The organism is Paenibacillus radicibacter, from assembly GCF_024721995.1.
Lineage (GTDB): Bacteria > Bacillota > Bacilli > Paenibacillales > NBRC-103111 > Paenibacillus_AM > Paenibacillus_AM radicibacter.
The window spans coordinates 206,527-219,263 of the sequence record NZ_JANQBC010000005.1 but is presented as its reverse complement, the minus strand read 5'-3'; the positions used below and the strand labels follow the sequence as shown (position 1 = coordinate 219,263).

Genomic DNA, 12,737 nt, shown 5'->3' with positions numbered 1-12,737 from the left:
CTGCCTATTTGGCAGCTTTTCCATCTTATTTTATGAAAAAATGTAAAAATTAATTCTGTGCTTCTACAGTTGATTGAACGACAGGAGTCGTAGATTGTGCGACAGATTGCTTATCCTCAGGATTTGCAGGTTTACCTGGCATTTTGTTCGAAGTGCGAAGCGGAATTTCTTTCAAGAAGAATGTAAGAAACATCGCTACGCAGAGCAAAATCGTACCCGCTAAGAACACAGTTGATAAAGATGAGCTTAATGCATCACGCAAGGAATCAATCATTTGAGTGAAAATAGGTTGCATTGCAGCAGGCATTTGATCATGAATCGTTGCTAACTTCGGTTGATCAAGCAGCATTTGTGGATTATGGAATACAGATAATTTCTCCGCTATGGCCGGATCAAGTTTCGTTAAATCCACACCTTTACCCGATGCGATCGCCGATTTCATGGATTCTGTCATACTCATCGACATAATAGTTCCCATGACAGCAATCCCGATCGTACCGCCTAAGTTACGGAACAATTGAGATGAAGCTGTTACGACACCCAGTTTGGATGGTTCCACTGCATTCTGAACAGCAAGGGAGAAGACTGGCATTCCTAGACCTAAACCAAGTCCGAATACGATCATACTAACAACAGCCATTGCAATGCTATCCATATAGACCATGATAAGCATACCCGCGATCATAATTGGCATCCCCATTAGGGCAAAGCGCTTGTATTTACCCGTCTTACTAATCATCTGACCGCCGATTGCGCTCATGATTACCATACCGATCGACATTGGCATTGTGACATAACCGGAGTAAGTAGGTGAAATGCCCATGACCCCTTGCACGAAGAATGGAATATAGATCAGTGCACCCATCATTCCTGCGTTCATCAAGAACCCGATTACATTAGAAAGTGTTACAATTCCATTCTTAAATAAGGAAAGCGGCAATACCGGTGTCTTCACTTTCGTTTCAACAAACATGAAGATCAGAAGCGAAGCAAGTGCGGCAGAGAATAGCCCAATAATTTGGGAAGAACCCCAATCATATTTCGTACCTGCCCATGAAAATGCAAGTAGTAAAGGTACGATTGCCGTAGTTAGGAACAAAGAACCCCAGTAGTCAATGGATTCGGATTGCTTACGCTCCACTTTCGGGAACAACACTAAGATCATAATGAATGCCACGATACCAAGTGGTAAGAAAATCCAGAATACCCAAGACCAATTCATATGGTCGACAATGTAACCTCCAAGGGTAGGTCCGATAACGCTTGAGAAGCCGAACACAGCCGTCAAGACACCGGTCCACTTCCCACGTTCACGCGGTGCGAATAAGTCACCTACTGCAGTAAAGGAAGTTGCCATCAGAATACCTGCACCCAAACCTTGAACACCCCGATACGTAATCAAATAGAAAATATCTGGTGATGTGCCACACATAAAAGCACCGATCATAAATAGAACAATACCAGTCAGAATAAATGGCTTACGCCCATATATATCTGATAATTTACCGACTAAGACAGTTGCAATCGTCGAGGTTAGCATATAAATCGTTATAACCCATGTGTAATAGTCCATTCCACCCAGCTTCGCAATAATACGCGGTAAAGCTGTACCCACAATTGTCTGGTTAATCGCGGAAAAGAACAAAGCTGCCATGATCGCAATCATGATCGTTAATTTACGCTTATGCGTTAAATGTTCCATCGTTTCCCCTACTCCTTCTGATGTCTCTCTATATTTTCTAAGGCTTGACTGAAGATACGTATAAGATGATCGGTATCTTCCTGCGGCAACTCGTCAAAGAACATCGCAATCGTCTCACGCTGTCCCTCCTGAATTTCTTGCACGATTTCCTCGCCTTCTGGGGTAATCTCGATATAAACTACCCTACGATCCTCCTCATCTCGTGTACGCTGAATCAGCCCCCTCACAATTAATTTATCTGCAGCTCCCGTAATTGCTCCGGAAGTTAAACACAACATATTTGCTAACTCAGACACTTTCTGTTTACCTTTCGAACTCAATTTGAGAAGCATCCGAAACTGTGAAAAAGAAAGGTTTTGTGTCATGCGTTTGTTCCATTCTCTCGTCATTTGCTTCAGGACACTTCGAAACAAATCCGAGAGGACAAAGTTAGAATTCATTTCAGGCACAACCAAGACTCCTTTATCGAAATATATTTTAACGTTAAACTAATAAACATTAAACTATTCAGAAGTATACATTTCTGTTCTCAAATCGTCAAGAGTAAAACTTCAGACAAATCGATTATTGTTAAAATAAAAAGAAAAAACAGTTAATTCAAGACGTGCGCCTTGGTTAACTGTTTCGTTGGTTATGAATAAAATTCAAAATAGCCTTTGCCTTTTTCCTTTGCACGGTACAGTGCAAGATCTGCGTGCTTAATTAATGAGTCCGCGTCATTGCCATCAGATGGAGCACCAGCAATTCCAATACTAACACGAATGCCACTATCTTCACCTTTGATAAGTAACGGGTCTGTTGTAAAGCTGCTAATAATCCGATCTGCGATCCGTGCAACCGTCTCTCGCTTTGGCATATTCGTAAGTAAGATTACAAACTCATCGCCACCAATGCGCGCGACGAGATCCGTATCCCGCGTATAATGCAGCAATCGATCCGCCGCAGCTTTGAGCATCTCATCGCCTTGCGTGTGACCACATGTATCGTTGACACGCTTAAATCCATCTAGATCGAGGTAAAGAAGTGCTAATTCGGTAGGTTCTCCATCTGGATTCGTTAATTCTTTGTTCAGACGTTCTTGGAATTTCAAGCGGTTAGGTAGATTCGTTAGTGGATCATGGTACGCGATATGCCGCATATAATCCTGCTCATATCGATCATCCGTAATATCGACTACGATACCATAAATACTAGTCACCAAGTGATTATTGCGTATAGGTACCATCGCTATATGTAAGATTCGTGATGCACGAGGACTTTTATTTATCGTAATTTCAAAATGCTGTGAAAATCCATTCATCACAAGTTCAATATAATTGTAAACTTCTGTCCGTTCATCCGAATCCATAATAGAAGAGAATGTCAGTGGATTCGTATCTTCTCGCAAATTAAATAAATCTTTCAATATTTGATTCGAGAATGTGACCATTCCAGCACTATCAAGAATAAACATGCCGCAAGAATCATCCATATAGATGAGTTCATCATAAGTATGATGAACATCAACACCTTGATCATCTAGCAAGCGGTTCGAATATATCCCTAAAAACTTATAAGCAAGTTGTTTGGAATAGAATGTATTCTCATGCCAAAACAAGCGATAGCTATGATCCATATTTGCTTTTCTTGCAAGTCGGTCTACTTGCATTTCCATAATTGGACCATTACAGAGCACAGCGCACTTTTCCACATAATCTCGCAAGAACAACATGAGTTGTTCCCACATCACATTCACTTCAGGACGGAAAACGTAGGGCTTGCCATTCTTCATCATCAATCGGTTATCAATGAGCAGCTTGATTGCGCCCTTGCGCAAGTGAAGTACTTTCTCATGAACCTGCGGGATGAACTCTGCTATATCTTGAATTGTAAGATCACCACGTATTTGCCATGATAGTACTTGACTATCAAAATCGACGTCTAGAAGAAATTTACTAGTCATCTTAGCTGCCCCCTGATCTACCATAATATTCTATTAGTATAGTTCAAAACAGGACATCTGTCATGTATATCCAAAAAATTAATAGGTAATTTGTACTATTTTATAAATTCATGTCGAAACTCACGCTACTCACGACCTATAACCGAACGTCCCATCTGTTTACGGAAAATCCGGAAAGTAACTCCTACATCCGCAAAGAACAGCATCATCATAAATGGACATAGCTGTAGCCATACCGGATAGAGCACTAGATACATGACCGATACGATGGGATGGACGAAGTAATATACAAGTAAAGACAATAACACCCAATAGATAGAGTATCGCATGCAGACATGTCCTCTCACTTGAAAACGATACTCGGAATAATCCCACCACTTTTTATGAAAAAGCTTATGCAAGAGTGCACCACTTATAAACTCCACCATCGACGGAACGAGGATCGCTAGTAATAGAAGAAAGCTGAAATGAGGATACAGCGGCAGTAATAACAGTACGAGCACTGGGGCTATGCCGTACATGGGCTTAAACGGCCCTTGCAGGAACCCTTTTTTGCGAAAAGTACCAGTCGTGATTTTGCTATGCGTATTCTCGAGTAGCCAGCCCCCGAAAGAATAGATGATAAAGTAAAAAAGCATAGATGGCCAAGTGAGGGTTTCTACAGTAAGTGTTGTGAACATTGATACCAATTCCTTTCCATGTAAAATATGGGAATTGGATTAGTATGAGGATTAACCTATAAAGTTATTCTTGCAAGTACACGCAAAAAACGCCTTATCTCAATAGATAAGACGTTCTTCTTCTATAATAAGAGCGAAATTTGCTTCGCGACCTTACATCCCAATTGCTTTGCCATCGACTGCAAGCATGGCTTCACCAATAATTTCAGACAGCGTAGGATGTGGATGAATCATTTTACCAACTTGAATCGAATTTGCTTGTAAGAACTGTGCGAGTGCCGCTTCCGATATATGCTCCGTCACATGCGGTCCGATCAAATGTACACCAAGAATGTCGTGTGTCTTCTTATCGGTAATGACTTTCGCAAAACCATCTGCTTCTCCATGCACGAGCGCTTTACCAAGTGCTTTGAACGAATACTTACCTGTCTGCACTTCATAGCCCTGCGCTACCGCTTGTTCTTCCGTCCAGCCCACTGATGCAATCTCAGGTCTTCCATAAATACAGCGCGGAATCGTGTGCAACGCCTGACTATGAGGCGTCTCTCCTGCGATATGTTCAGCTGCCGTGATCCCCTCATGACTAGCTACATGTGCGAGTTGCAAACCACCATTCACATCACCAATCGCATAAATGTGTGGAGTAGATGTCAGCATGCAAGTATCAACAACAATTACGCCTCTCTCCACTTGAACCCCAGCTTCTTCAAGACCGATCTGCTCGACATTCGCTTGACGACCTACGCTCACAAGTGCCTTCTCTGCTTCTAAATCCTTCACACTGCCAAGGTGCTCGACTTGCATATGCACCGTGCCGGTCTGATTATTGGCGTACATCGTCTCAGCAAGTAACTTCGCACCTGTTAGAATCGTAACGCCGCGCTTCATCATTAAGCGACGTAGTTCTTTGGAAATATCCGCATCCTCTAATGGAACAAGGCGATCTGCATATTCAACAATCGTCACTTTCACGCCGAAGTCGCTTAACATCGATGCCCATTCAATTCCGATTACACCGCCGCCTACAATAATGATCGAACTTGGTAGATTGTCCATTTCAAGCGCATCATCACTTGTCATCACAAACTTACCGTCAATCGTAAGCCCTGGCAATGATCTTGGACGTGAACCTGTAGCGATAATGAGGTCTTTATAAGCAACAACGAGATCATCTGCATCCTGTGTTTGTACAGTTACTGCACCGTTATATGGTGCATCCACAGGTAAATTTGTTAGCTTGCCATGGCCGATGATCACGTCGATTTTATTCTTTTTCATTAAAAATTGCGTACCGCCATGTAATTGTTCCACGATCTTCTGTTTACGAGCTTGCACGAGTCCAAAGTCCAATTGGAAGTCATTGGCGACAATACCAAAGCTTTCGCTATGTTTGAAATTCGTATATACTTCTGCACTACGAAGCAGCGATTTACTTGGAATACATCCTTTGTTCAAGCAAGTGCCGCCTAAGCGCTCTCGCTCAACAACAGCTACGGACTTGCCAAGCTGGCTTAATCGAATTGCTGCAACATAACCCCCTGGTCCACCGCCGAGTACTACAGCATCATATGTTTTCATGCAGATTCTCTCCCCCTATCGCCTAACTCTTTGTATGTTTATGACGAAGCTCGTACATGATCTTACGTCCCGTTGGCGTCTGTGCGAGTCCACCTTGCGCAGTCTCGCGATGCTTACTTGGCATAGCCGTTCCGACTTCAAGCATCACATCAATGACTTCATCAGATGGAATCACGCTGCGTACACCTGCCAGCGCCATATCCGCAGCAGCTAGTGCATTAACTGCACCAAAGCCGTTACGAACGATGCACGGAATTTCCACAAGTCCACCTACTGGATCGCAAATGAGACCAAGTGTATTTTTCAAAGCTAAACCCACAGCATGCATCGACTGATCAGCCGATCCACCGCGAAGTTCAACCATTGCTCCAGCAGCCATTCCGATCGCCGAGCCAATCTCTGCCTGACAACCGCCTTCGGCACCTGAAATAAAGGAGTTATTCGCAATGACATACCCAATCGCACCCGCAGTAAATAGACCGTGAACGAGATGATCATCGTCCCAGCCGAATCGCTCCTGTGCACTTACGAACATACCCGGAATAATCCCGCATGAACCTGCTGTTGGAGTCGCAATAATACGCCCCATCGAGGCATTAACTTCCGATACCCCAAGGGCATAAGCCATTGCTCGACAAGCTACATCACCACTTGATGTCTCTGTACTATTCATATAAGCAAGCACACGCTGTGCGTCCCCACCTGTAAGTCCACTTCGAGAAATCGTGGACTCCGTTAGCCCCTTATTCACAGCTTCCTTCATGATCTGGTAATAGTCCGCCATCTGTGCGAATACTTCCTCTTGCGTCATGCCGGATTCTGCTGCCTGTTCGTCAATCATAATCTGCGAAATGGTCTTGGATTCCGCTTGGCATAACTCCGTTAACTCTTTTAGGTTTCGAAATCGCACCTGCGAGTCAGCTCCTTCTAGTCAAATCAATGACCGAAACTTTCACAATGTTAGGCAAGCGCGAAATCGTATCCTGCACTTGCTTCGTAATCGGTGTGTCTAGTTCAATTACTGTCATGGCTTCCCCATTGCGACGCTTGCGATCCACGTCCATATAGCCAATGTTTAAGCCAAAGACGCTTAATATGTTGGTGATCTGCGCGATTATACCTGTAGAATCAATATGTTGAATCACAAGTGTTGGAAACTCACCTGTGCACTGCACATCGAAACCACTCATCGCATGAATCACAATATTGCCACCGCCAATAGATGCCCCAAGCACTTCCGTATATTCGTCTCCTGCCCAAAGCTCAAGCTTCGCAGTATTCGGGTGCGGGCAGTTGCCTGTAATTGGCACAAAGCTCACTTCAACACCAGCTAACTTCGCTTCTTCAAACGAATTTCGAATACGCGGATCATCCGTCTCATAATCAAGTAAACCACCGATCAACGCGAGATCCGTACCATGTCCCTGATACGTTTCGGCAAACGAACCGTAGAGCAGAATTCGTACCTTTTCGGGCTGAACTCCGAGCAGCTGTCTTGCCACTCGGCCGATTCGAATTGCACCTGCTGTATGTGAGCTAGATGGCCCGACCATTGCTGGACCGATAATGGAGAACACATTTTTAAAGCGCATGCGCTTTCCCTCTTCCTCTTGGACTTCCCTTAATGACTAGACTTAAGAGCCCCTTCAACTTGCTCATGGGCATGATACGAACTACGAACAAGCGGACCCGATTCCACATGGGAAAAACCGAGCTGCAAGCCTTCCACTTTGAACTGCTTGAATTCATCTGGCGTGTAGTATTTCTGTACTTTCAAATGTTTCTCTGTCGGCTGTAAATACTGTCCAATGGTCAGAATGTCACAACCTGAAGCACGCAGGTCTTTCATACTTTCAATTACTTCTGCTGCTGTCTCTCCAAGTCCAACCATAAGGCCTGACTTGGTCATCTGCTCAGGACGAATATCCTTCGCGTTACGCAAAAATTGCAAGGAACGCTCATATTTCGCTTTCGCCCGAACTTGATCGGATAGACGGCGAACGGTTTCCAAATTGTGATTCAAGATGTCTGGCTTCGCCTGAAGAACAATTTCTAGTAAATCCTTTTTCCCGCTAAAATCTGGTGTTAGCACTTCAATACTTGTCAGTGGATTACGCGCTCTAACCGCTTCAATCGTCGCCTTGAACATGCCTGAACCTTCATCCTTCAGATCATCACGGGCAACGGATGTAATGACGACATGCTTAAGCCCCATCTCTTGCGTGGAAACCGCAACATGTTCCGGCTCTTCCAGATCAAGCTCTGTCGGAAGTCCCGATGTCACCGCGCAGAATCGACACGCTCTTGTGCATATTTTGCCTAGAATCATAAAGGTCGCTGTACGATTGCTCCAGCATTCATAGATGTTCGGACATTTCGCTTCCTCACACACGGTGTGCAGCTTGCGTCCACGCATCATCGACTTGATGTCGCCGAAGCTTTCGCTCGTGCGAAGTGATATTTTAAGCCAATCCGGCTTACGTTCTCTTGTCTGCGTCATCTTGCCCACGCTCCTACTCTTCTGTGTAGGCTTTGTACTCGTCACCTGTTAGTAATCCAGCTACTGCTGCTTCTGCGCCGCCTTCAACTTCTAGTTCAACCATCCAACCTTGACCGTATGGCTCGTTGTTTACTAGCTCGGGTTGATCAAGTAGATCGGAGTTCACTTTCGTCACCGTACCAGCTACTGGGGAGAATACATCGGATACTGTCTTAACGGATTCGATTGTACCTAGGCTCTCGCTGTCTTTTACACTTAAACCGATTTCAGGAAGTTCAACGAACACGATGTCGCCTAATTGGCTTTGTGCAAAATAGGAAATTCCTACGCGGATTGTGTTTGCGTCTACGATTTCTGCCCACTCGTGATCTTTGCTGTACCATACGTTTTGTTTAATTTCGCTCATGATTGAAATGACCTCACTTTTGGAATTTGATTTGTTTTTTTGGAAAATAGATCGGGATGAACATTGAGCGCTTGGTGTGGCGCTGTGGAGAAAAGTATGCTTCCAGTCGCTGTCTCAATCGTGAATTTTGAATTGGCTAAGTGGTATTTTCACGATTTCAAAGGCGATCACTTCGTTCTTCCAGCACACTTTTCTCCTTCGCTCCCTCCGTGCTCGGAGTTACTTCACCCACTTTTGGGGTGAATCAGGGAGGGGCCGTGAGCCCACTCCAACGATTCGCTGCAGCAGGGTTTGCTTCACTCGCCTAGCTTCGCGCTCGTGTTGGCTAAGTGCTTACTCACTTTCGTGAGGATCTGCTGGACGCTCGCGTCCATCCATTTCGTGGTTCGCTTACCCTTGATTTGTGATTCACTGTGCTTGTATTCTGCGTTTCATTACTTCACGCGCATGTGTGTATTCATTCCCTGCACACAATTAAAACTTGATCTTGTAACTTGATCTTATCCGTAGGGAGTCGCCAGGTGCCTACGCACCGGGGAATTCCCTACCTTTCTTTTCTGCCTCCGGCTCACTGGCGGAGGGTGGATTTTTTAAGTACGGGCTGGCGTGGATGCAAAAAGTGAAACGGAGGAAAAGAGAGTGTTGTAGGAGCGTAGCGTTCGCCTTTGAAATCGTGTCCCATCCTACCAACCTAATCAAAAGGGACACGATTGAGACAGCGACCGGAGATACTCTCTTTTCCGCAGTTGCACAACTTTTTGCATACACGTATGCACTTCCCTAGTACTTAAACAGAGGAAAACCTCCGCTCAGCTCCTTCACTTGCTCCGACACCCCAGCATCACCTTGATGCTTCAAAGTCGTCGCAATTAGCTTCGCTAGAGTGCGCATCTCAGGCTCGCGCATGCCGCGTGTTGTAAGAGCTGGTGTACCGATACGGACACCGCTAGTCACGAACGGGCTTTGCGGATCGCCTGGGATTGTGTTCTTGTTCACGGTAATACCAACATGCTCCAGCATCGCTTCTGCTTGTTTACCTGTCAGATCGAAAGGACGAGTGTCGAGAAGCATTAAGTGGTTGTCTGTACCGCCAGTAACGATTGCCGCGCCTTCTTCAATCAGAGCGGATGCAAGAACACTTGCATTCTTCACAACCTGCTCTGCATACGTTTTGAATGATGGCTGTAGCGCCTCCTTGAACGATACCGCTTTACCCGCGATGACGTGCATAAGTGGTCCACCTTGAATGCCTGGGAAGATCGATTTGTTCAAACCTTTGATCATGTCAGCGTCATTCGTAAGTAACAATCCACCACGAGGACCACGAAGCGTCTTATGTGTTGTACTTGTCGTGACATCGGCATACGGCACTGGTGATGGATGCAAACCAGCAGCAACTAACCCTGCAATATGTGCCATATCCACCATCAATTTCGCACCGATCTGATCCGCGATCTCTCTAAACTTGGCAAAATCAATCGTACGCGCATACGCGCTCGCACCTGCGATAATCAAGGCTGGACGCTCTTTTTTTGCAAGCGCCTCCAATTGATCGTAATCAATACGATGTGTATCCTCACGTACACCATAGGACACGACATTGAACCATTTGCCAGACATACTGACAGGGCTGCCATGCGTCAAATGTCCACCTTCGGACAAGTTCATTCCCATGATCTTATCGCCTGGATTTAAGAGATGGAACATCACCGCCATGTTTGCTTGAGCACCAGAGTGTGGCTGCACATTGGCATAACCAGCGTCAAAAAGTTGTTTCGCGCGTTCAATCGCAATTGTTTCTACTTCATCTACGAACTCACAACCTCCGTAGTATCTTTTCCCCGGATACCCTTCAGCGTATTTATTCGTAAGCTCAGACCCCATTGCTGTTAAGACATCAGGGCTAACAATATTTTCGGATGCGATCAGTTCAAGTGTTGTTAACTGTCTGTTCTTTTCCTTCGATATTGCTTCAAAAATTTCCTCATCATGCGTTTGTAGACTCAAATGTCTACACCTCCAAAAGTGTATTCCCTCTCTTGCCCGTATAACAAAAAAAGGACATAGAAAAGGTTAGATGCCTTTTCTCTGTCCTTGGTACCTGAGAGTTTAGAGCTTTCAATTGAAAACGCACCGTGTGCGTCTATCTTGAAAGAAACTTACCCCTTTGGTGGCTTTCGCACTCTCCAGAGTCGCGTCAAATGGCGGTACTTTTTACCTGAGAGATTTGTTCCCAGCGGGCTTGCATGGAAACTTGCTCCTTCGGTGCCTAAGCTGCATACCATGTATGAGCTAAGGTCTCTCCCAACATTCTCATCCGCACATATTTTAAGTTTATGATATATTGTAAGAATAGTTCCGCAAATTAGCTGTTGTCAAGGGATAAAGTTTAAATATTTCGACAAATAATCCTTGACAAATACTACCTCCTTAGTTATTAATTTTAGTAGTAGGGAATCCATTTCTTAAAACAATTACATAGGTGGATGAAGGTAATGGGAGAGATTACTTGCAACTAACGTAACGCCGAAGGAGTAAACCTACATAGGTGAATCTCTCAGGCAAAAGGACCATTATCGGACACGTCTCTGGAGAGAACCCACGCAAATCGCTGGGTCACCCAAGGGGAAACTAAAGGAAGCGTTAACTACTCACAAACTTTAGGTAACTCTCAGGTACAAAGGACAGAGTGAAACTATTGAAAGGATGCCAGGCATGTGCATCTTTATATAGTTTCGCGCTGTCCTTTTTTAGTGTTTAGGAAGTCGTGTTGTACCCAATACAATTGTTGAGGTGATTCGTTTGTCCGAACTAAGAAGAACTCCCCTTTATCCCCTGTATGCAGCGCATGAATCCGTTCGTTGTATCGATTTTGGCGGATGGGATCTACCTGTTTCTTTCTCCAGTATTCAAAAAGAGCACGATGCGGTTCGTCAGCAAGCAGGACTATTTGATGTATCCCACATGGGTGAAGTGATCGTAACTGGTCAATTCGCTGAAGCTTTCATTCAGAATTTAACGACGAACGATGTATCGAAACTACAAGACAACCAAGCCCAATACAGCTTGATGTGCTACCCTGATGGTGGTGTTGTCGATGACTTGCTCGTCTATCGTTTATCGGCTGACAAGTTCATGCTCGTCATTAACGCATCCAATATTGATAAAGACTTAGAATGGATGAACCAACACTTACTCGGTGACGTTGTCTTGGAAAATATTTCGGATCAGACGGCGTTAATCGCTCTTCAAGGTCCAAACGCCGAGACCATTTTGTCACAAGTAACATCCTCTGAACTACAAGGTTTAACATCTTTCCACTTCATCCCTGAAGCAACTGTATGCGGAGTTACAGCACTTGTCTCACGCACAGGCTACACAGGTGAAGATGGTTTCGAAATTTATGTTCCAGCTCAAGATGCGGCAGTCATCTGGGATGGCTTGCTACTAGCTGGTCAAGAGCATGGACTTATTCCTGCAGGTCTTGGTGCGCGTGATACGCTGCGTTTTGAAGCGAAGCTTCCACTTTATGGCCAAGAACTCTCCTCAACAATTTCACCTCTTGAAGCAACAGTTGGATTTTTCGTGAAGCTAGATAAAGAAGCATTTATCGGTCGTGAGGCGCTGCTTGAGCAGAAGACAAACGGTCCTCGCCGTAAACTCGTCGGCATCGAAATGATCGATCGTGGTATTCCACGTTCCCATTATCCTGTATATGCAGATGGGCAATTGATCGGCGAAGTGACGACAGGAACGCAGTCTCCGACCTTGAAGCGCAATCTAGGTCTGGCCCTAATTAACACAGAATTCAGTAAAATTGACACAGAAATCTATGTAGAAATTCGCGATAAACAACTGAAAGCGAAAGTGGTTCCAGCACCATTTTACAAGAAGAATAAGAAATAACATTCATCATGAAATATAAACCG

At 44.7% G+C, this 12,737-nt stretch carries 11 protein-coding genes and 2 riboswitches; of the genes, 1 reads left to right on the top strand and 10 read right to left on the bottom strand.

Annotated features, from left to right (window positions below; genetic code table 11):
* Positions 1–49 precede the first annotated feature (49 nt).
* From NV379_RS12765 to glyA, 10 genes are all read right to left on the bottom strand, one after another.
* Complete coding sequence (locus NV379_RS12765) at positions 50–1,702, bottom strand: MDR family MFS transporter (RefSeq protein ID WP_258207697.1); 1,653 nt, start codon at positions 1,700–1,702, stop codon at positions 50–52.
* A gap of 8 nt (positions 1,703–1,710) precedes the next feature.
* Positions 1,711–2,067: a MarR family winged helix-turn-helix transcriptional regulator gene (locus tag NV379_RS12760; protein ID WP_258207696.1), complete on the bottom strand. Its 357-nt coding sequence runs from the start codon at positions 2,065–2,067 to the stop codon at positions 1,711–1,713.
* Positions 2,068–2,333: 266 nt separating this feature from the next.
* Positions 2,334–3,644, bottom strand: coding sequence for a GGDEF domain-containing protein (locus NV379_RS12755; RefSeq protein ID WP_258207695.1), 1,311 nt, complete (start codon positions 3,642–3,644; stop codon positions 2,334–2,336).
* Between the two features lie 125 nt (positions 3,645–3,769).
* Positions 3,770–4,324, bottom strand: coding sequence for a putative ABC transporter permease (locus tag NV379_RS12750; protein WP_258207694.1), 555 nt, complete (start codon positions 4,322–4,324; stop codon positions 3,770–3,772).
* 153 nt (positions 4,325–4,477) lie between these two features.
* Positions 4,478–5,902: a dihydrolipoyl dehydrogenase gene (gene lpdA / locus NV379_RS12745; protein WP_258207693.1), complete on the bottom strand. Its 1,425-nt coding sequence runs from the start codon at positions 5,900–5,902 to the stop codon at positions 4,478–4,480.
* Between the two features lie 22 nt (positions 5,903–5,924).
* Positions 5,925–6,812 (bottom strand): L-serine ammonia-lyase, iron-sulfur-dependent, subunit alpha, encoded by an 888-nt coding sequence (sdaAA, locus tag NV379_RS12740; protein ID WP_258207692.1) that lies wholly within the window; start codon positions 6,810–6,812, stop codon positions 5,925–5,927.
* A 7-nt stretch (positions 6,813–6,819) separates the two neighbouring features.
* Positions 6,820–7,494: an L-serine ammonia-lyase, iron-sulfur-dependent subunit beta gene (gene sdaAB / locus NV379_RS12735; protein WP_258207691.1), complete on the bottom strand. Its 675-nt coding sequence runs from the start codon at positions 7,492–7,494 to the stop codon at positions 6,820–6,822.
* Positions 7,495–7,523: 29 nt separating this feature from the next.
* The gene (lipA, locus tag NV379_RS12730; protein WP_258207815.1) at positions 7,524–8,411 is read right to left on the bottom strand and encodes a lipoyl synthase; all 888 of its coding nucleotides are present in this window, start codon (positions 8,409–8,411) and stop codon (positions 7,524–7,526) included.
* Positions 8,412–8,415: 4 nt separating this feature from the next.
* Positions 8,416–8,808, bottom strand: a complete 393-nt coding sequence (gene gcvH / locus NV379_RS12725) for a glycine cleavage system protein GcvH (RefSeq protein WP_258207690.1) — start codon at positions 8,806–8,808, stop codon at positions 8,416–8,418.
* Positions 8,809–9,588: 780 nt separating this feature from the next.
* Complete coding sequence (gene glyA, locus NV379_RS12720) at positions 9,589–10,815, bottom strand: serine hydroxymethyltransferase (RefSeq protein WP_258207689.1); 1,227 nt, start codon at positions 10,813–10,815, stop codon at positions 9,589–9,591.
* Positions 10,816–11,003: 188 nt separating this feature from the next.
* Positions 11,004–11,125, bottom strand: a riboswitch (glycine riboswitch).
* 169 nt (positions 11,126–11,294) lie between these two features.
* A riboswitch (glycine riboswitch) is annotated at positions 11,295–11,391 on the top strand.
* Positions 11,392–11,610: 219 nt separating this feature from the next.
* On the opposite strand from glyA, the gene gcvT reads away from it, so the two are divergent.
* The gene (gcvT, locus tag NV379_RS12715) at positions 11,611–12,714 is read left to right on the top strand and encodes a glycine cleavage system aminomethyltransferase GcvT (protein ID WP_258207688.1); all 1,104 of its coding nucleotides are present in this window, start codon (positions 11,611–11,613) and stop codon (positions 12,712–12,714) included.
* Positions 12,715–12,737: the final 23 nt, after the last annotated feature.

Coding starts and splice junctions, on each gene's coding strand:
- gcvH (WP_258207690.1), bottom strand. CDS start 8,808: ATGAGCGAAATTAAACAAAACGTATGGTACAGCAAAGATCACGAGTGG.
- NV379_RS12755 (WP_258207695.1), bottom strand. CDS start 3,644: ATGACTAGTAAATTTCTTCTAGACGTCGATTTTGATAGTCAAGTACTA.
- lpdA (WP_258207693.1), bottom strand. CDS start 5,902: ATGAAAACATATGATGCTGTAGTACTCGGCGGTGGACCAGGGGGTTAT.
- NV379_RS12760 (WP_258207696.1), bottom strand. CDS start 2,067: ATGACACAAAACCTTTCTTTTTCACAGTTTCGGATGCTTCTCAAATTG.
- NV379_RS12765 (WP_258207697.1), bottom strand. CDS start 1,702: ATGGAACATTTAACGCATAAGCGTAAATTAACGATCATGATTGCGATC.
- sdaAB (WP_258207691.1), bottom strand. CDS start 7,494: ATGCGCTTTAAAAATGTGTTCTCCATTATCGGTCCAGCAATGGTCGGG.
- NV379_RS12750 (WP_258207694.1), bottom strand. CDS start 4,324: ATGTTCACAACACTTACTGTAGAAACCCTCACTTGGCCATCTATGCTT.